A 19,793-nucleotide genomic window follows, 5' to 3' on the forward strand; every position below is an offset into this window, starting at 1 on the left:
CTACACATTCGAAGCGATGCAAGATCCCAATCAGTGTGGTCCAAGTATTCAACTCATTGAAAAGCGTTAGGCACTCTTTATCACTCCACGCGTTTGGTTCTTTAGGATCTAAACATCTCACTATCGCGATACACCATGATGACCATTGACCAAAATCATCTGACTTGATCTGATTTATTTTTTTTATAGCTCGCTGGGTAGTTTACTTTACATGTCTGAACAATGTTCTTTGATAGCGAGAGCCAGTCTCCTGCCTTCGCGCTATCTTTACAGTGGCGTAGAAATACTCGTGGATGCGGCGCATAGCCGCCGACCAGATCATACAGTTGTCGTCCCAGATTTTTCTGTTTGTTAGGTTGTACTAGGTACTTTTCGTAAGCTGTACTGTTCTGGTTGGGCAGGTGTTTCAATGCAGTGATAACTGCGTATTTTTGCTGTTTATAAAGTTTAGTGGACTTGATGGGATGGTGTTTTTCGCAGTAGTAGTGAGATCGGCTGCGTAGACGCCAGCATAGTGCGCAGTAAGGTAGAACACTGTTCCAACGAACCTCTTCTTCTTGATGTTGTGGAGTGAGTGAACGCAGATCCTTTAAGCCCAACAGTACTTGATCGGCATAATTGACGCGTCGTTGAGTATGAAGACTGAATCCACGTAGAGCTAGCACCGTTTCAATAAGTTTAATTGTTTTATTTAATCCACCGTAACTTTCGATGATCTCAGCAAGATGGATAGCATTAGAACGGCTGTACTTTTTGAGTATGGTTCCATGTTGTCTGAGTAACTTGGTAAACCATGGTTCTAGAACAATGTTCCGAGCGGCATCAACAGCGTATAAATACCCAACTCGACGTCGCTGAGCAATTTTACAACCTTGAGATTCTGACTGGTTTTTTAAGTCATTAATTGCTGTTTCTAGCTGTACTCTCAATGCATTACGCTTTTGATCTAAGTCCATTCGTTATCATGTCAATATGGTTTGTTGCTTATTCTATATTATGAGTTGGGCGATGAGAATCTAAGATGCGACTAAATAATAGAGAAATAACGGTAATAAAATGTTTGTAAGACAAGAGCAGTTAGCGAAAGAAATCGGGGTAAGCGTAAGTACTTTGTGGCGCTGGCGTCGGGATGGAAAAATGCCACCTGTTGTTACGCTTAGTTCTAGAGTTGTTGGGTGGCAGAGAAAAGACATTGAGCGCTGGCTAGAAGAACAAAAATAGATGCAACTTGTTACTGCGAGAACAGTGTTCTCGCTTAACCTTCGTAAATATAAAGTAAGTCATTGTTTACATGATTAATAACACGAATAAAAATGCTCTTGCAGGAACCTTGTTCCTGCTTTTGTCTATCTCAGGGAGCTAATTTCTTCTTAAATCTTCATCAGTTGAACGGAGAACGATGTTCTCCGAATGGCGAAAGACAGAGTTAGGTATTATCCGACTCGTGTTTGGGTATATAGGCAAAGGCTGGTAGCGTTCAAACGCTACTGCGAGAACACTGTTCTCGCTCACATCATCAAAAACTAAAGTTTGGTTATTTAATTAATAAATAAAAATGCTCTTGCTAGAACAATGTTCTAGCTGTTTGTTCTCCCACTAAATACATGATTTAACTCTATGTATTAGGTCTGGCAATTGTGCTTTAATGCATTTTGATGCTTATTGGGAGGAGTTATGGCTCGGAAAAATGATGGAATTATTTGGCATTTGATGGATGCGCCGTGGTGGGTGAGTATCTTGTTCTCAGCAGGCATTTATGTTGGTTTATCTTTCCTATTGCCAGGTTTAGCGGCTCGCAGTGATAACTTCATCTTCAATGCCATTGGGCCGAATCTTCCGCAAATGGCACCGTATTTTGCTTTTTTGTTTTTAATTCCAGCTCCAATTGCGTTCTTTAAGCAGTATCAGCGAAAGCATAATTATCTTGCGACGACGTCTCAAATCAGAGCACACAAAAACACGACTCCGCTTAATTCCCTCAGTTGGATTGAATTTGAAAGCTACATTGGCGAGTACTTTAAGCAGCAAGGCTACGACGTTAAACAATCTTTCTCAAAGCAGGCCGATGGCGGGGTAGATATTTGGTTAACTAAAGACGGTGAGTTGAGTCTTGTACAATGTAAGCACTGGAAAGCTAGAAAAGTCGGAGTTCAAGTCTTAAGAGAAATGTATGGTGTGATGATCGACAATCGTGCTAGCAAAATGATCATCGTAACATCGGGAGATTTTACTTCTGAAGCCATCGCCTTTGCTCAAGAGAAGCGCCTGTGGTTGGTCAATGGTAGCGAGCTAGTCCACATGATTGAAGATGGTCGTAGCTTTATGAATAAGCCAGTCATTGATGAGCCTACACCCGAGCCTCATTCCAAGGTTTGCCCAAACTGCCAGTCTAGCCTTGTGATTCGTGTTGCTAAAAAAGGTCGTAATGCGGGTAAAAGTTTCTATGGTTGCTCTGCTTATCCTAAGTGTCGCTACACTTGCGACTGTTGAATATGAGTGAGGATTTAAGCAGTCTAACCTTATAGAAGGGGGTTCTCAGAACATAAAAGTTAACCTTTTGAGTCTAGCTGCCTGAGAAGAACGCTACTGCGAGAACACTGTTCTCGCTAAAATCATCAAAAACTAAAGTTTGCTCATTTAATTGATAGATAAAAAGATCTCTCAGCGCAGAACTCTGTGGTGGAAAATGTGTTACCCATTATCTTTCATAAGTGGGTTTGTCAGAACCAATGGGGTAATGAACGTAAGCTCTGAAACACTTTTGCACATTCTTCTTTAAAGTAGAAAATGGTTCATATCTTGCTCATCTTTTTTGCCATACCGAAAGCTATCTGAGATGAGCTTTGGAAGACTAATGTTGAGTCTTGTTTCTGGGGTAAGCTAATTAACCCAGAAAAGCTAATTAACCCAGAAAAGCGCCTCTTACGAGGCTATTTTTAACTTTGTTACACATATCGAATTGGTTTGCTTATCCGAAGTACTCACCAAAGAGAGTATGTTCAGGTTTATCATCGAATAGTTCTAGCACGGTTCCATCTAGTAGGGCTTGCTTATCTTCAATAGTAAGAACGTCATCCTCTTGGGCTGTAGAGATAAGTTTTTCATAGACGTCTTTGTTGATATTCACAAAATACTGAAGCCCATGCTTTTCACACATTTCCAGCGCAATCTTAAACATCATCTTAGTTTGACGTAAGTCTACCCCACCAAATAGTGCGCTATCATGAGCCATGAACCCTAATAATTTTTTGTTTAGTTCAAATAACAGCATGTCATAACAGAATATTTTTACTTCACCTACACCTTGAGATGAATCTTTTTGAATATATGGTTCTATGTCAAAGAGGTACTTTGCATCACCGCTGTTCTTCTGAATTCGTATCGCGCCACCATGATCATCATAGAATCGTCGAACCAATGTACGGAACTTTTTCTCTATCCCTTGAATATGAGCGCTTTGAGCATCAATGTACTCTATAGCTTTGAGGTTTAAAGCCGCTTTTTTACTTTCTAATGCGAGTTTTTGTTTCTCAACCCCAGCAAAAGTATTCTGGTAACTTGATAGCTCTGCGATTTTATTTTCTGTCGTACGGATATGCTCAACGATTGAGTTAAACTCTTCAAGTGCACCTTTCGAATCCAAGTCTTTAAGAATGCTATCTCGGCGCTCTTCTTTTTCTGTTAACAAAGCCTCTAGATGCTCACGCTTATCATTGAGCATTTTTACCTGAGATATCAAGCGTTCTCGACGAGCGCTATGAATACGTACGTGAAAATCTTGTGCTTGCTGAAGCTGTACCTGAACTGAATTTGGGAAGTGGAAAGCAGCTTCAGAGAAAATCTGTTCCACTCTATCTAGATCTACTGATTTTACTTCTTGGCTTTCATCGAGCGCCCGCTCTTTGTTCCTAACGTCACGTTCAATTTTAAATACTTCATTTCGAAACTTATTCATTTCATCGGTCAGTAAATCAGCATCACGCTTCAACTCATTGTAATTTGGGGCAATATCAAAGTTAGCTTTACTTTTAAGTAAACGCTCTAGTTTATCTTCTAGGTCTCGCAGCTCACTTTCATTAGCTGTTAAGTTTGCTTTCTGAAGCGAATCTTTTATTTTCTTGATTTCATCCAACTCTTCACGAACACTTTTAAACTGTTTAGCTAGAGAAACATCTAACCCAAGAAGCGATAGGTTTGTAATTCGTTGGTAAAAGTCTTCAGTAGGCCTTCCTTGCTGCATCAATGCATCAGAGTAATAGTTACGACCAGGGAGGTATCTTCTAGCAAAACAATTTAATGCTTGTTTAAAAGACACATCACTGATTGCTCCCATTAATATTTTCTCAGAGAGCTTGCTCGAAAACGTCTTACACTTTCCAATTTTTTCATCATTTAAATAGTAGATACCACTCTTAAAGTTGACGGTGGAGGTGTAAGGTACTGAGCCAACTTTAAAGTCCAATGAAAATGTGCCGTATTCAGACAAATAGCTCTGTAGCGTTCTATCACTTGGGTATTTTGAATCTAATTGCCCACCAAGTAACAAGTGGACTAATTGAAGAGAAGTACTCTTCCCGATTCCATTACAGGTACGAGTTGACAGTGAGCTAGTTTGTAGACCTGCGACAATATTCATCCCTTCATTAAAATTGATGGTTTTAAAGTTAGGATTACTTGAATACAGCTTTAAGAGTTTCATTTTCTAGCTCCAGCTTTCCCAAAATGAATAGGAAGTCTAAACAATATTGTAGTTTTTCAATGGAAATTTCGATTGGATACGTATGGTTTAGCTCATCCAAGAGGACATCAAAATCAACTCCATCTGTCCCCTGTAAAATCTCGACCACATAGGCTGAGATACAATACAAAGAGTCAACTGGTTTTAAGACTTTGGTTGGCAAAATCATTGTTTCATTCCAATATCACATTCTTCAAAAAAGTAAGCGATGATAACCCAAGCCATGGACGTTTCTTGGTAGCTAACCTTGTACGTTTTATCTTCAATCTTGTGGCAAAGTTCTCCAAGTATCGTAGAAAAGTCTAACTTATAATCTTTACTCGCTAGGTGGTGAAGCTCGTCGGTTTTCTTTTTAGCTAACTCTCTAGGAGCTGCACCAGCATTAGAAAGATATTGTTTAATAATACTAGTGTATAAACCGTCAACAATCAGTACTCGCAACTCCGTTAAGACTGCACCTTCAATGTGTTCATATATAGGCAGAGAAGCCTCACTGCCTATAAATAACTGATTAGAAACTCGGCGATTTAAATTGTTTATCCCAATTTTCTTTTCTAGGCCTACATTGTTGAAGTCAACAGAGTAATCCACGTTCTTAGAGTTACTGTCCTTAACTAGTAGGTCGAATACGATTTGCAACGTCATTTCATCAGTGTACTTTTCACTGATGTCCTTGAAGAACTCTTCATAGATGACTCGTAACCTATCATCTTTTAAGTTCTTAATATCATTGAGCAAATCTGTATGATCTTTCAGATGTTCTCTAATGTCTTCAATACCATACTTGTTCTTGTATGACTCAATTGTTGCTTTCTGGAGGTTTTTAGGCTTGTCCAGTAAGAAAAAGATATCAAACTCATACTGCTTGTAATGTGAGTTATGTGACTCCAATATCTTGAGGCTGTTATCTATTTTTTCTTTACCCGTTGATGTCGTCACTTGAATCATGTGTTTCGATTTGTGATCAACAAGGTCTATGTATGCCTCGTTTGAACTAGCCGAATTCGCATTATTGAAGTTTTTACCTAGGTAAAGAAAGTTGAACACATTACAGTAAAAATCTTCCGCATGAATGTTTAATGCATAGATGTTCATTGACTGCTGCAACTTCATGTCACACATCAATATTGATAGTGTTCGGGATATCTTATTGATAATTTCAATGCGCTCGTCTTGAGTCATAACCTGCTACTTAACCAACATATAATTTATATGAGCTTTGCCATATTCTTTCACTCCATTCTATGAAAACCAACGATTTGGCACAACATAGTGAGAGGATTATTGAGAGAAGTATTCTGTTCTGCATCACTCAGACTGGATGCTTAGCAAAGCGACTTTCCATGCTTGACTTGATTTAGAGGTTGCTAAATTAGCAATGTAGCTAGCATGGTTTAGCCCAGAAATAATTTATAAATTGTTTGCTATAGCCCCTGCATTAGCCATTAAAGAAGCCCACTCATTTCTGGCACGCTGTCGGCTTGCGCTAGCAAGTATTCGCACTCTGTTTGGATGAGTGACACACATAGTTCTATGTGTTCACGTTCTCCATCCTCGATTCCTTGAGCTTCGGTAAGGTCAATCGCTTCCTTCAGGGCATTTTTTATAGTACTAACGGTTTCTACCATTATGGAAGCCATTTTGGTGCCTGAATAACCCAGCAGAGCGCCGAATTCAGCTAAATCATAGCTGGTGATAGGGCGTTTGAAGTTACCTTTCGGCGGATTTTGAAAGTCTTCACTTTCCCAATCTCCAATCGACATTGCAAAATATTGAGGGATACTGGCGGCACGACCCTCATCAGCGGACAATTTACCGCTTCGTGAGTTGCGTTTTGCTCCCTCTTGAGCGATAGCTTCTATGTTTAATAAGTCATAAAAAGGGGTTAGTTCCAGCCCTTTAGGGGTGACGAAGAAGCTAATATTTTTACCATGGGCATCGTAGTTTAGCGTTGCTAGATTAAAGAGCATCCATTGGGTGAGCTTTAGGTTGGTGATTACCGTGTCTATGGTTTTGACGCTCAGTAGGTGTGGGAAAGAAACGCCATCACGCATATATACGCCATCGCCTTCATCCCCATTCTGACGCTCGTATTTGTAACCTGGTGGTAAGTCAGTTGCCTGACAGCCATCAATCACATGTTTTCGTTGAACGACATCACGAGCTTCAATATAGGCACGATCGAACCGCTCTATGATCAGTGTCCTAGTGTTCCCAATGCGAGTTAACTCAACATTAGCGACGTCCAAACCTGCTAGCTTGGCTAATGTCATGCAAAAGAACTCATTAACAGCAATACACGGTGCTCTACCGCTTTCAAACTTCAGAATGTAGTTCGAACTTAATTTGCCTTCACCAAACCCCCATTCATCGCCGCGCTTAAGTAAGTTTAATTTGTTTTGCACACCAGCAACCGAAAGGCGAACCTTACCGTCCCAATATACTAATGGCGCTAGATTTCTCTCTAGTCGTTCTATTAGTTCATCATCAGGTACAGGTCTAAAACTAGTTTCTTGAGGTTCTGATTCTGGAACTCGAAAAGACAATGCGCCAGATGTTTCCGCACCAAGCTTACGAATCAGCCCGAACGTGTTGCTTTTGGATATAGTGGTGTTTTGTATCATCTCCTCAAAGGCTTCTCCTTCAGGAAGGAGATTTCTGAGGTAGTTCTCAATACTACGTGGCGAAGCCCGATCATCGAAAGGGATGTGTGGCGAAATTGGGAAACCAGAGTGTTTCCATTCATCTTCATAGATGAATGAGAACTCTGTTTCTGTTCCGACAGGAAGAATCAAACGACCAATTTTGGTATTCGTACCGATAAACACGTCTAATTGTTGTAACTTACTCATACCAACCGTCCTCATTGCTTCTCACGCTGTTTTCAGCTTGGGAGGGTATTTGGCTATGTGGACGAACAAATAGGTTTACATCGATAAGGCGTAACGACAGCCCTAAGATGTCCATGAGGATGAGTACATTGGCAAAGGTGACACTGGTATCGCCTTTTTCTACTTTCATGACTGTTCTACGAGATAAGTTGGCTTTTGAAGCGAGATCATCAATACGCCAGCCTCTATCGGTGCGTTTTGAGCGAATGGCGCTCCCCAGCGTTTCCATACTGAACTCGGTATTCAAATCAGGCATAGGTTGTGCCTTTACCATCTTACCTTTTTTCATAAGTGCCTTTTAATGTACTTTTGTCACTATTGGGTTCGTCTTAATATATAAGTTCACTATAACTCACTTTTGTCGTGACTGTATAAGAAATTAGCTATAAGTGTAATTTAAGTTACTTATGGCTGGTTTGCGAGTTTAATACCTCTCTTTGTTCTCTATGAGAGAGTTTTATCAGCCAGAAGGACGCATTTGGCAACAGCGTAGTATTCGGATTAATATTGGGAGAAGACAGAGAAGAGTGCGTGATCGGGGCTTACCTGACCCATTACCTGACCCAAAATCGTCAGGTACAAAAAAAGGTTAGTAAACACTACGCTTACTAACCTTCTGGAATTTGGTGGCCCCTCCCAGACTTGAACTGGGGACCAATCGATTATGAGTCGACTGCTCTAACCACTGAGCTAAGGGGCCTTGATAGGTCAAAGATTATAGGGGAAGCTTAGCGAGGTGTCTAGATGCTAGTAAGGCTAATTGCGCTTAGTTTTTATCCACTTAGCATAACCGATAATAAAAAAGGTGACCTGAGGTCACCTTTTTTGATTTTCAAAGCTAATTAACGCTTTGCTTATTCGTCCAGGAAGCTGCGCAGTGTTTCTGAGCGGCTTGGGTGACGAAGCTTACGTAGCGCTTTTGCTTCAATCTGACGGATACGCTCACGGGTAACGTCGAACTGCTTACCAACTTCTTCAAGAGTGTGGTCAGTGTTCATGTCGATACCGAAACGCATACGAAGTACTTTCGCTTCACGCGGTGTCAGGCCAGCAAGCACGTCTTTCGTCGCGCCTTTCAGGCTTGTCGCAGTTGCTGAGTCTAATGGTAGCTCTAGCGTAGTATCTTCGATGAAATCACCTAGATGCGAATCTTCGTCGTCACCGATAGGTGTCTCCATTGAGATTGGCTCTTTAGCGATTTTCAGTACTTTACGGATCTTGTCTTCTGGCATCTGCATGCGTTCTGCCAGTTCTTCTGGCAGCGGCTCGCGACCCATCTCTTGCAGCATTTGACGAGAGATACGGTTTAGCTTGTTGATCGTTTCGATCATGTGTACCGGAATACGAATCGTACGTGCCTGGTCCGCGATTGAACGAGTGATTGCCTGACGGATCCACCACGTTGCGTAAGTCGAGAACTTGTAACCACGACGGTATTCGAATTTATCTACCGCTTTCATCAAGCCGATGTTACCTTCCTGAATCAGATCCAAGAACTGTAGGCCACGGTTGGTGTATTTCTTAGCGATAGAAATTACAAGACGTAAGTTCGCTTCAACCATCTCTTTCTTCGCACGGCGTGCTTTCGCTTCACCGATAGACATACGACGGCTGATGTCTTTAACGTTCTGTACGGTCAGAGATGTCTCTTCTTCAATCATTTTTAGCTTAGTGATTGAACGACGGATCTCTTCTTCGTTACGCTTGATTTTTTCAGCGTATGGCTTGTCAGAAGCAAGTACTTCGTCTAACCAAGCATCACTTGATTCGTTACCAGTGAACAGGGCGATGAACGATTTCTTCGGCATTTTGCCGTATTCAACCACTGACTTCATGATCAGCGTTCTTGAGTACGAACGCGATCCATAGCAGTACGCAGTTCGTTTACTAAGTGATCGAACTGTTTTGGTGTCAGACGGAATTCTTTGAACACATCCAGCATCATTTCGTTAGCAACTGTCGCTTTCGGGCTTTCATAGCCGTACTCGTTGATTGCTAACTGCAGATTTTGGTAGGTACTACGAAGTTGATTGAATTTTTCCAAAGCAAGCTCTGGGTCGATACCAACATCTTCTTCAGTTTCTTCTGAATCGTCGTCGCTATCTTCTTCATCTTCGTCATCATCTGTGCCGTCTTCATCTTCCAGCTCAGATTCAGACAGCTCAGAACCGATGTGAGTTGCAGTCGGAGCCGCTGTATCTTCAGCGTCAGGGTCAACAAACCCAGAGATCAGATCGGTAAGACGAAGCTCTTCAGCCTGAACCTTGTCAAATTGCTCTAGAATGTATGGAATAGTACCCGGGTATTCCGCAACAGACGATTGAACCTGGTTAATACCTTCTTCAATGCGTTTTGCGATGTCGATTTCGCCTTCGCGGGTCAGTAGTTCAACAGTACCCATTTCGCGCATGTACATGCGTACTGGGTCTGTTGTACGACCAATTTCACTTTCTACGCTAGAAAGTGCAGCGGCTGCGGCTTCAGCAGCATCTTCATCGGTAATATTTGTGTCATCATTAAGTGCTAAATCATCAGCATCAGGAGCAGTTTCTACTACCTTAATGCCCATGTCATTGATCATCTGAATGATGTCTTCTACCTGTTCTGAATCTACGATTTCAGCAGGCAGGTGGTCATTAACTTCGGCGTAGGTCAGATAGCCTTGTTCCTTGCCTTTAATAACAAGTGATTTTAGCTGTGACTGCGGATTTTGATCCATAGACGGTATCCAACTTCGTAATCTAGTGAAGGAATTAGTATGCGAAATGCAAACCACTTACTATAGCAAATTAAATTGATGCTGACTAATTAAACAGGGTTACGCTTTTAAATCTAGCATTAACGCTAGCAGCTCCCTTTTCTCTTCGGCTGATAAACCGACACTTCTTGCTTTGGCCTGCAGGTTTTCAATTTGCTTTTCTACGCACTGGGCGATAATTTTGTCCAGTGAGTCTAAAAATATTTCTTCTTGATTGTCTTCATCGAGTGGAATATCCCAGCTCGCAAGACGAGACAGAAGCGCCTCATTCTGGCTATTTCGCCAGTGCTCTAATAATTGGCCTGTATTGATATTGGGATGCGCTGAGCATTTTTCAAGGACATCAACAAACAAACTGAGGCCTGGTATTGATAAATCTCTTACTGAAGCAAGATCCGGTACCATTTGAGCATAGCTCGGATTCTGTATAAGCAGAGCGATAACCTCGCGCATTGGCGTTCGTTTGATCTCTTTGTGCGGCTGAGGCCGGGCTTCGTTAACTTTTTTACGTGCCTGGCGCAGGCGGTTATCAAAACCGGTGCGTTCATCGAGCAGTTTTTCTAGTAGCTCCTGAAAGTATGGATCAGGAATCTTGTCTATCAAGGCACTCGCGTAGGCTCTTAACGCTGATTTACCCTCATTATTGCCCAGGTTAATCTGGTGCAACTCAATCAGGTTATCAAACAGGTAATTTGATAATGGTGTTGCCTGTTCTATTTGCTGCTCAAACGCGTCTTTACCGTACTTGCGTACATAGCTGTCCGGGTCTTCGCCGTCAGGCAAAAACAGAAACTTAAGTGTATTTCCTGTTTTCAGATACTGAAGCGCGTTTTCTAATGCTCTCCACGCGGCCTCTTTACCAGCACGGTCTCCGTCATAACAACACACCACCGTATTGGTTTGGCGGAACAGCATTTGAATGTGATCACCGGTTGTTGAGGTGCCGAGTGAAGCAACGGAATAATCTACGCCATACTGAGCCAGTGCGACAACATCCATGTAACCTTCAACCACCAAAACTCGTGGCGGTTCACGGTACGCCTGTAACACTTCGTACAGACCGTAAAGCTCTTTACCTTTATGGAATATTGGTGTTTCTGGCGAGTTGAGGTATTTCGGTGTGCCATCACCCAGTACCCGGCCACCAAAGCCTATAACCCGTCCACGACGGTCTCGGATAGGGAACATCACCCGGCCGCGGAATCTATCGTAGCGGTTGCCTTTGTCGTTCTCTATCAACATGCCGCCAGTCACGAGCATGTCTTGCGCGTCTTTCTGCTGGCCGAAGTTTTTACGGACTAAGTCCCATTCGTCAGCCACATAGCCGATACCAAACTTCTGAACGATTTCGCCTGATAAACCACGGTCTTTCAGGTACTCGATAGCAACTTTGCTTGCTGGCAGTTTTAACTGATTACGATAGAACTGAGCGATGCTGCCCATCAAATCGTAAAGGTTGCGTTTTTCGCTGCTGCTGGCTTGTGGTCCGGACTGAAACTGACCACCACCGCCACTGCGCTGTTCGCGCGGGACATCCAGACCTAAGTATGAGGCCAGTTCTTCAATTGCCTCGACAAAGTCCAGGCGTTCGAATTCCATGATGAAATCGATGGCATTACCATGCACGCCACAACCGAAGCAGTGATAGAACTGCTTTTCTTGGCTGACGCTGAAAGAGGGCGTTTTTTCATTGTGGAATGGACAGCAGGCACCGTAGTTTTTGCCTTTTTTCTTAAGTTTCACGCGCGCGTCGATGATATCGACAATATCAAGTCGAGCCAGGAGATCATCAATAAAACTGCGAGGGATGTGTCCAGCCATAAAACCTAACAAAAAAGAAAAATCATGATTGGTGCGAATGAAGATAAAAGCGTGTATTAAGCTTTATGTTATTTCATTCATCCAGATACAAACAAGCCGTGCGTTCCAAAGGATAGCACGGCTTGCTGCAATTGGTCGGGTGTTAAGCCAATTTAGCGCGAACTAAACCGCTTACTTTACCCATATCTGCACGCCCTTGAATTTGCGGCTTCAGAACACCCATTACTTTGCCCATGTCTTGCATGCCAGCTGCACCAGATTCAGCAATCGCTTTCTCAATAAGAGTAGCCACTTCTTCGTCCGTCAGTGGTTGAGGCATAAAGTCCTCAAGAACGGTAATTTCTGCTTGTTCCGCATCAGCAAGATCTTGGCGACCCGCTGCTTCAAACTGCGATACAGAGTCGCGACGCTGTTTAACCATTTTCGTCAATACTGCAAGAATGTCGTCGTCGTTCAGAGTGATCTGTTCGTCAACTTCACGTTGCTTGATTGCCGCTAAGGCTAAACGAATAGTGCCAAGGCGCAATTTGTCCTTGGCTTTCATCGCTAATTTTTGCTCTTCTTTGAGTTGGTCAATAAGAGCCATAACTAAATTCCTTTACCGGAGCTCAGTTATTAGTACAGGCGAACGCGACGAGCGTTTTCGCGAGCTAGCTTCTTAGCGTGACGCTTTTGAGCTGCTGCTTTAGCGCGTTTGCGAACTGTAGTTGGTTTTTCGTAGTGCTCACGACGACGCACTTCAGAAAGGATACCTGCTTTTTCGCAAGAGCGCTTGAAACGACGTAGAGCAACGTCGAACGGTTCGTTTTCACGTACTTTAACTACTGGCATATGCCTTTCACCTCAGGGGTTATTCGTTAATGCTGATATTCTGCAGACCAAATCACAAATGATTGGTCATTTACCAGCTGATCAAAAATGGTGCGGAATTTTAATCCGATCGCAACAGCTTTGTAAAGCCTTTTATCGTTTATTGTCTGTACAAAATTTGTTTGCAGCAGCAAGGCGAGGTAATATGACGCCCAAATTTCCTCTATACACAAAGCATACTGAGAAAACCATGCGCATTATTGGTATTGAAACCTCCTGTGACGAGACTGGCATCGCGATTTATGATGATGAGAAAGGTCTGTTGTCACACAAGCTTTACAGTCAGGTAAAGCTGCACGCGGATTATGGTGGCGTGGTGCCAGAGTTGGCTTCACGCGATCATGTGAAGAAAACCATTCCTCTTATTAAAGAGGCACTAAAAGAAGCGAATCTTACCTCAAAAGACATTGACGGCGTGGCATACACGGCTGGTCCTGGTTTGGTTGGTGCTTTATTAGTTGGTGCAACCATTGGTCGAAGTATTGCTTATGCATGGGGTGTACCTGCGGTACCTGTTCACCATATGGAAGGTCACTTACTGGCACCTATGCTAGAAGATAACCCGCCTCCGTTCCCATTTGTTGCTGTATTGGTATCGGGCGGTCACTCGATGATGGTGGAAGTAAAAGGAATTGGTGAGTACCAGATCCTTGGCGAATCCATCGATGATGCGGCCGGTGAAGCGTTTGATAAAACGGCTAAGCTGATGGGCTTGGATTACCCAGGTGGGCCATTACTGTCTAAGCTAGCTGAGAAAGGCACGCCGGGGCGCTTTAAGTTCCCGCGTCCGATGACAGACCGACCAGGTCTGGATATGAGCTTCTCTGGTTTGAAGACGTTCACGGCGAACACCATTGCGGCAAATGGTGATGATGAGCAAACGCGCGCTGATATTGCACTGGCTTTTGAAGAAGCGGTATGTGCGACGTTAGCGATTAAGTGTAAGAGAGCACTTGAACAGACCGGTATGAAGCGTATCGTCATTGCCGGTGGTGTGAGTGCAAACCGCCGTCTGCGTGCAGAACTGGAAAAACTGGCGAAGAAAGTAGGTGGGGAAGTGTACTACCCTCGTACTGAGTTCTGTACTGACAACGGCGCAATGATCGCTTACGCTGGTATGCAACGTCTGAAAAACGGTGAAGTATCTGACTTGTCAGTGGAAGCAAGACCTCGCTGGCCGATTGATCAACTAACGCCGATCGCTTAAGTCGATTTATCCTAGGGTCTGTTGACCTTTCGAGCTGATTTTTGCAGCAATTTGTGGGTTCTTTATACAAGGCAGAGGCTTTGAAATGTAGTTATTCTACTTGATAAGCCGATAACGCAGTAGAAGGGAGCCACAAATGCTGCCCGAAGGGTTCGGCTAAAAGCGTTTTACTCTTTGTTGAGAGGTGTTTGCTTAGAATGACTAGGCTACAAACCTCTCGCCGCGATTAAAACGCTTTTATCTCGAACAAAATTTAACCGCGAAAGGTCAACAGACCCTACTAGGCCTCTACTGATAGAGGCCTTTTTTACTGATGAGATATTTGTACTCAGAATCGCTGAATATTGTAATTGCCTGTGAGTGTTTGGTCCACTGACAAGACCGGATAGAAAAAGAAGTAATGGATATAGCAATGAATAAGTTTGAAATTGAAGGGCAGCAACTCGCTTACCTGGATAAAGGGGAAGGTTCTGTTCTTCTGTTTGGTCACAGTTATTTGTGGGACAGCCAGATGTGGGCTCCGCAGGTGGAAATACTGAGCCAGTTTTATCGCTGTATCGTGCCTGATTTATGGGCACACGGTGAGTCAGAGGCAGCACCTGCATCGACTCGTTCGCTGGTCGATTATGCACAGCAGATGTTGTCTCTGATGGATCACTTGCAGATAGAAGAGTTCTCTATTGTTGGTTTATCTGTAGGCGGCATGTGGGGGGCTGAGTTAACGGCTCAGGCACCGCAGCGAGTGAAGTCTCTGGTTCTGATGGATACGTTTATTGGCTGGGAGCCGGAAATCACCCTCAAGAAATACTCTGAGATGCTAGATAGCATCAATCAGGTTCAGTCAGTACCCGAGAGTGTTATTGAAGCCGTGGCACCACTTTTCTTTGCTAACAATGCAGAGCAAGATAACCCTGAGCTCATTGCGTCATTTAAGCGAAGCTTACAAGAGCTCCAAGGTGAGCGCGCTGTCGAAGTGGCTCGGATTGGTCGTATGGTATTTGGCCGACGAGATGTTATTGAAGATTCGGAAAAGTTTGCATTACCTACGTTAATCGCCGTTGGCCGTGAGGATAAGCCTCGTCCGGTATTTGAATCTTATCTGATGAATGATTGTATTACTGGGAGTGAACTGGTGGAGATTCCGGAAGCCGGCCACATCAGTTCGCTAGAACAACCGGAATTCGTCAATCAGATGTTGCTGAGCTTCTTGGCTAAAGTCCACGGTTAAGGTTAGTTACAATCGCTTAAAGTTTCTAATAGGGTCATCCCAGCGAGCCCTGGCGAGACTAGGAATCTAATATCAGCGCACTGAAAAAAATATAGAAATACTATCTGGCAATAGAGTGTTCGGATAGAAGATCCTGAATCACGCTCCTTCGTCGCGGTTCAGGATGACAAGAGGCCACTTGCTTTTAAACGAGCGGTATTAATACAAGAACTCGGCATTATGCCGAGTTTTTTTCACTCAGCTTCTTTTGGCCAATTTTAGGCTCTTCACCAGACAATAAGCGGCGGATGTTCTGATGGTGTTTGAACACAATCAGACAGCACAGCATAGCAACAGGCAAAGTGTAGTGTGGCTTGAACATCCAGGTATAGAAAGGCGTAAGCAAAACAGTGACCAGTGCTGCTAGTGATGAATAGCGAAATAAGAGCGCTACCGATAGCCAGGTCAGCATAACTAATGCGGTGAGGTCCAGCCCGATCGGAGCAATCGCCCCCAGTGCTGTAGCTACACCTTTTCCGCCTTTAAAATGGAAGAAAATAGGGTACATATGGCCAAGGCAGGCTGCGATAGCAATTACACCTAGGATAATAGGTCCGATACCGAGAAAGTAGCCTCCCCACACAGGGATGGTACCTTTCAGCATGTCACATAGTAGCACTGATATGGCTGCGCCTTTTCCACCAATACGCAACACATTCGTTGCTCCCGGGTTGTTGGAGCCAACTTTACGCGGATCTGGCAGTTTTAACAGGCGACAAATCAACACCGCACTGGATATAGAGCCCAGTAAGTAAGCGGCGATTGTCATTATAAGTGCCTGTGCGTCCATAGAAGTCCTTGAGGGAGTGGAATTTAATGCTCAGTTCCAGCGTAGTTGCTATCATAGCGCGAATCTGCTTAGAGCAGAAATACTCTCTGCGAAGTAACTTGCATTATGTGAGTACCTGTTTATAAAGGTACTTCGCGGTTTTATACCTAAGCTGGATTGCAATGAACTCAAAGCGATCGTACTTAGGTATTGAATATTACGATCAAATTGCCCTCGACGGGTATCCGACCTCTGAAACAGAAGGACATAAGATGGCTCTGGATAAAGTGTTTATTGAACAACTAGAAGTTATCACCACGATTGGCGTGTACGACTGGGAACAACAAATTAAGCAAAAGTTGGTGCTGGATATTGAAATGGCACACGATAACAAACCAGCGGGAAAAAGTGATGATGTTCAGGATGCGCTAGATTACTCGCAAGTCAGTGAGGCGGTTCTTAATCATATTGAAAATGGCCGCTTTTTACTGGTTGAGCGAGTAGCAGAAGAAGTTGCCGAACTGATTATGCAGCGTTTCTCCGTTCCTTGGGTGAAGATTCGTCTGGCAAAACCGGGTGCCGTTGCGCAAGCTCGTGCTGTTGGGGTAGTGATTGAACGAGGTCAGGCATGATCACCGCTTATATCGGTGTAGGTACAAACATAGACAGAGAGCAACATGCTCTGGTTGCTTACCAGGAGCTGCAAAAGCTTGGTGAAGAACTACTGGTATCTCCGATATATGAATGCGAGCCGATTGGCTTTAGTAGTCAGAATTTCTACAACTTTGTAATTGTTTTTCGCACTGACTTATCACTAGAAGAGTTGAGATATCAACTCCGTGAGATTGAGTTAAAGTGGGGACGTGAGGAAAATGCACAAAAGTATCAGGATCGGACACTGGATCTCGATATAGTTTTGTTCGGTGAGTACGTATCGAAGCAAAACCCTGAATTACCTCGCAGCGATATTTACAAATATCCTTTTGTCACAAAGCCTTTGTATGATCTCGAGCCTCATTTAGTCATCCCCGGTGATGGCCGTACGGTCGCAGATATCTGGCATGCGATGCAGCCGGTGGATTCACTTACGCCTGTTTCTTTTTCACTTTCAATTTGAGTTAATGACATGAGTTATTTTGAAGCCTTTATTTTGGCTCTTATCCAAGGACTGACGGAGTTTTTGCCAATTTCCAGCTCTGCGCACCTGATTTTACCTTCCGCGATTCTTGGCTGGGAAGATCAGGGGCTGGCATTTGATGTGGCAGTGCATGTCGGAACGCTAATGGCAGTCGTGATTTACTTCCGTCATGAAGTGATCACTTTGTTTCGGGCTTTGTTTGCGTCGATCTTCAAAGGTGATCGCAGCAAAGAAGCGAAACTGGCATGGATGATCGTAATTGCCACGATTCCGGCTTGTGTGTTTGGCTTACTGATGAAAGACATCATTGAAGTCTATTTGCGTAGTGCGTATGTCATCGCAACAACGACAATCGTATTTGGCTTACTGCTTTGGTGGGCGGATAAAAACGCAAAACTTGTGGCAGACGAATATCAGACTGGCTGGAAGAAAGCGCTGTTTATCGGTATTGCTCAGGCATTAGCAATGATACCGGGTACTTCGCGCTCTGGCGCAACTATTACGGCTGCACTTTACCTTGGCTTTACCCGTGAGGCTGCTGCTCGTTTCTCATTCCTGATGTCGATTCCAATCATCACGCTTGCCGGTAGTTACTTAGGCATGAAACTGGTGACCAGTGGTGAGCCAGTACATGTCGGCTTTTTGCTGACAGGAATAGTGACGTCGTTTGTGAGTGCGTACCTTTGTATCTACTTCTTCCTAAAGATGATTTCACGCATGGGCATGACACCGTTCGTGATTTACCGTCTTATTCTGGGTGTGGGCTTATTTGCTTTTTTGCTTAGTGCATAACAAAACGTCTGTTTTGCAGCTTGCTTAACCGCAAGCTGCATTACTACACTACTGTGTCATTTTGAACAGCGACGAAGGAGCGTGATTCAGAATCTTCTCACCAGTATTTTTGTCTCAGCTCATTCCTAGCACCTCTCAGCGCGCTGATAGTAGATTCCTAGTCTCGCGAAGGCTCGCTGGAATGACGGAGATAAGCTCAGTTCACTTATGTAACGCGATTCTTACTGCTTCAATCCGGCGCTTTTCTTGTTCATCGCGAATGGCCGGTCCTTTGAAACCATCTTTGATGATTGCCTGAACATCTACCGCGGCTGCGGCCTGGTAAGCCGTGGTGAAAATTTCAGCCTGCGGGTAAGGCTGCTCTTCCAGTCCTTTTCGCCCCGAGTGATCTGCCTGACAGCACAACAGAATATCCTGCAGGCGTTCGGCTTTTCTCCATACATCAAATTTATTGAGTACTTTGATGATGGTTTGTGGTTTTAACTCGGCAGCGCGGTGAATGTTAGAATGCTGCTCGCAGACCATTAGGGCTAAATCACGGAACTCGTTGGGTACACGCACCCGCTCACACAGTTTTTTTATCAGCTTTAAACCTGTATGACAGTGCATTTTGTGGCTTGGCCACTCACTCTTTGGTGTGACGCCTTTACCGAGATCATGAACTTGCGCGGCGAAGCGTACTGGCAGCGAAGAGCTAAGTTTCGCGGCTTGCTCCGCCACCATTAGGGTATGAATTCCGGTATCGATTTCAGGGTGCCATTTTTCAGGTTGAGGCACACCAAACAGCGCATCAATTTCTGGCAGTACAATGGCCAAAGCTCCACACTCACGCAATACAGACAGAAAGACATCGGGACGCGGTGAAGAGAGGGATTTATGCCATTCCTGCCAGACGCGCTCTGGTGTTAGTGTATCGAGCTCACCGGACTGGGACATATCCAGCATCAGTTGCATTGTCTCACCGGCTACTGTGAATCCGAATGGTGCGAGCTTGGCAGCAAAGCGGGCCACACGCAGGACCCTGAGCGGATCTTCGATAAAGGCATCGGAGACATGACGCAGAACCCGGCTGTTAAGATCATCTTGGCCGCCGTATGGATCGTACAGCTTGCCATTGTCATCCATTGCCATCGCATTGATGGTCAGATCGCGTCGTATTAGATCTTCTTCTAACGTTACATCCTGATCAAAGAAGCATTCAAAACCTGTATATCCGGTTCCTGACTTTCTCTCTGTTCGTGCAAGCGCATGTTCTTCTTTGTTCTGTGGATGAAGAAAAACGGGAAAATCTTTCCCGACAGCAGTGTATCCTTTGGCGAGCATCATTTCCGGTGTGGCACCAACCACAACCCAGTCATTATCATAACTCTCGATCCCGAGCAATTTGTCCCGTACGGCACCACCAACTAAGTAAACTTGCACGAATAACCTCTTAATTTACTGATATGTCGTTGGACATTGTAGCAAGCAATGGTACTTTTCTTTAATCTCAACAACAGATGTATTTTGTGTCTGATGGTTAAGCGGGCGGGTTTTTAGCTG

General features: G+C 43.9%; 20 protein-coding genes and 1 tRNA gene. 7 read left to right on the top strand and 14 right to left on the bottom strand.

What is annotated here, in order from left to right; genetic code table 11:
- Positions 1-155: 155 nt before the first annotated feature.
- Entirely contained in the window at positions 156-956 is an 801-nt protein-coding gene (locus KHN79_RS01885; RefSeq protein WP_244812588.1) for a hypothetical protein, read from the bottom strand.
- Between the two features lie 100 nt (positions 957-1,056).
- Here KHN79_RS01885 and KHN79_RS01890 point away from each other — a divergent pair, with 100 nt between their 5' ends.
- Both KHN79_RS01890 and KHN79_RS01895 read left to right on the top strand, forming a co-directional pair.
- Positions 1,057-1,221, top strand: coding sequence for a helix-turn-helix domain-containing protein (locus KHN79_RS01890; RefSeq protein ID WP_005480576.1), 165 nt, complete (start codon positions 1,057-1,059; stop codon positions 1,219-1,221).
- A 453-nt stretch (positions 1,222-1,674) separates the two neighbouring features.
- Positions 1,675-2,490 (top strand): restriction endonuclease, encoded by an 816-nt coding sequence (locus KHN79_RS01895; protein ID WP_182009666.1) that lies wholly within the window; start codon positions 1,675-1,677, stop codon positions 2,488-2,490.
- A gap of 478 nt (positions 2,491-2,968) precedes the next feature.
- Here the strand turns inward: KHN79_RS01895 and KHN79_RS01900 are convergent, their stop codons facing one another.
- The 11 genes from KHN79_RS01900 to rpsU form a co-directional block, all read right to left on the bottom strand.
- Complete coding sequence (locus KHN79_RS01900; RefSeq protein WP_182009664.1) at positions 2,969-4,699, bottom strand: DUF2326 domain-containing protein; 1,731 nt, start codon at positions 4,697-4,699, stop codon at positions 2,969-2,971.
- Positions 4,671-4,907, bottom strand: a complete 237-nt coding sequence (locus tag KHN79_RS01905) for an ABC-three component system middle component 6 (RefSeq protein ID WP_182009662.1) — start codon at positions 4,905-4,907, stop codon at positions 4,671-4,673. The genes KHN79_RS01900 and KHN79_RS01905 overlap by 29 nt, the downstream gene beginning before the upstream one ends.
- Positions 4,904-5,920, bottom strand: a complete 1,017-nt coding sequence (locus tag KHN79_RS01910; protein ID WP_080608637.1) for an SMEK domain-containing protein — start codon at positions 5,918-5,920, stop codon at positions 4,904-4,906. Before KHN79_RS01910 ends, KHN79_RS01905 begins: the two co-directional genes overlap by 4 nt.
- 263 nt (positions 5,921-6,183) lie before the next feature.
- Positions 6,184-7,590: a HipA domain-containing protein gene (locus tag KHN79_RS01915; protein ID WP_182009661.1), complete on the bottom strand. Its 1,407-nt coding sequence runs from the start codon at positions 7,588-7,590 to the stop codon at positions 6,184-6,186.
- Complete coding sequence (locus tag KHN79_RS01920; protein WP_025508603.1) at positions 7,583-7,918, bottom strand: helix-turn-helix domain-containing protein; 336 nt, start codon at positions 7,916-7,918, stop codon at positions 7,583-7,585. The genes KHN79_RS01915 and KHN79_RS01920 overlap by 8 nt, the downstream gene beginning before the upstream one ends.
- Positions 7,919-8,253: 335 nt before the next feature.
- A tRNA-Ile gene (locus KHN79_RS01925) sits at positions 8,254-8,329 on the bottom strand.
- Positions 8,330-8,483: 154 nt separating this feature from the next.
- A complete protein-coding gene (gene rpoD / locus KHN79_RS21795) occupies positions 8,484-9,551 on the bottom strand; it encodes an RNA polymerase sigma factor RpoD (protein ID WP_348542130.1) in 1,068 nt (355 codons plus the stop codon).
- Positions 9,467-10,348: an RNA polymerase sigma factor region1.1 domain-containing protein gene (locus tag KHN79_RS21800; RefSeq protein ID WP_348542128.1), complete on the bottom strand. Its 882-nt coding sequence runs from the start codon at positions 10,346-10,348 to the stop codon at positions 9,467-9,469. Before KHN79_RS21800 ends, rpoD begins: the two co-directional genes overlap by 85 nt.
- A gap of 99 nt (positions 10,349-10,447) precedes the next feature.
- Complete coding sequence (gene dnaG / locus KHN79_RS01935) at positions 10,448-12,208, bottom strand: DNA primase (protein WP_182009657.1); 1,761 nt, start codon at positions 12,206-12,208, stop codon at positions 10,448-10,450.
- A gap of 142 nt (positions 12,209-12,350) precedes the next feature.
- Positions 12,351-12,794, bottom strand: coding sequence for a GatB/YqeY domain-containing protein (locus KHN79_RS01940; RefSeq protein WP_182009655.1), 444 nt, complete (start codon positions 12,792-12,794; stop codon positions 12,351-12,353).
- Between the two features lie 29 nt (positions 12,795-12,823).
- Positions 12,824-13,039 carry a 30S ribosomal protein S21 gene (rpsU, locus tag KHN79_RS01945; protein ID WP_001145625.1) on the bottom strand — a complete coding sequence of 72 codons (216 nt, stop codon included), beginning with the start codon at positions 13,037-13,039 and terminating at the stop codon, positions 12,824-12,826.
- 229 nt (positions 13,040-13,268) lie between these two features.
- On the opposite strand from rpsU, the gene tsaD reads away from it, so the two are divergent.
- Together tsaD and KHN79_RS01955 are read left to right on the top strand one after the other, a co-directional pair.
- Positions 13,269-14,285 carry a tRNA (adenosine(37)-N6)-threonylcarbamoyltransferase complex transferase subunit TsaD gene (tsaD, locus tag KHN79_RS01950; RefSeq protein ID WP_182009951.1) on the top strand — a complete coding sequence of 339 codons (1,017 nt, stop codon included), beginning with the start codon at positions 13,269-13,271 and terminating at the stop codon, positions 14,283-14,285.
- A gap of 412 nt (positions 14,286-14,697) precedes the next feature.
- Positions 14,698-15,513, top strand: a complete 816-nt coding sequence (locus tag KHN79_RS01955) for an alpha/beta hydrolase (protein ID WP_182009654.1) — start codon at positions 14,698-14,700, stop codon at positions 15,511-15,513.
- Positions 15,514-15,730: 217 nt separating this feature from the next.
- Here KHN79_RS01955 and plsY read toward each other — a convergent pair whose 3' ends face one another.
- Entirely contained in the window at positions 15,731-16,342 is a 612-nt protein-coding gene (gene plsY, locus KHN79_RS01960; protein ID WP_182009652.1) for a glycerol-3-phosphate 1-O-acyltransferase PlsY, read from the bottom strand.
- Positions 16,343-16,593: 251 nt separating this feature from the next.
- Between plsY and folB the strand changes: the two genes are divergently transcribed.
- Genes folB through KHN79_RS01975 form a run of 3 tightly spaced genes read left to right on the top strand, consistent with a single transcriptional unit; the run spans position 16,594 to position 18,251 of the window.
- Positions 16,594-16,953 (top strand): bifunctional dihydroneopterin aldolase/7,8-dihydroneopterin epimerase, encoded by a 360-nt coding sequence (folB, locus tag KHN79_RS01965; protein ID WP_182009950.1) that lies wholly within the window; start codon positions 16,594-16,596, stop codon positions 16,951-16,953.
- Complete coding sequence (folK, locus tag KHN79_RS01970; protein ID WP_182009650.1) at positions 16,950-17,438, top strand: 2-amino-4-hydroxy-6-hydroxymethyldihydropteridine diphosphokinase; 489 nt, start codon at positions 16,950-16,952, stop codon at positions 17,436-17,438. The genes folB and folK overlap by 4 nt, the downstream gene beginning before the upstream one ends.
- A gap of 9 nt (positions 17,439-17,447) precedes the next feature.
- Positions 17,448-18,251 carry an undecaprenyl-diphosphate phosphatase gene (locus tag KHN79_RS01975; protein WP_182009648.1) on the top strand — a complete coding sequence of 268 codons (804 nt, stop codon included), beginning with the start codon at positions 17,448-17,450 and terminating at the stop codon, positions 18,249-18,251.
- A 201-nt stretch (positions 18,252-18,452) separates the two neighbouring features.
- Here KHN79_RS01975 and KHN79_RS01980 read toward each other — a convergent pair whose 3' ends face one another.
- Entirely contained in the window at positions 18,453-19,673 is a 1,221-nt protein-coding gene (locus KHN79_RS01980) for a multifunctional CCA addition/repair protein (protein ID WP_182009646.1), read from the bottom strand.
- Between the last annotated feature and the right edge of the window lie 120 nt (positions 19,674-19,793).

The sequence above is a fragment of the Vibrio sp. B1FLJ16 genome (genome assembly GCF_905175385.1).
Taxonomy (GTDB): domain Bacteria; phylum Pseudomonadota; class Gammaproteobacteria; order Enterobacterales; family Vibrionaceae; genus Vibrio.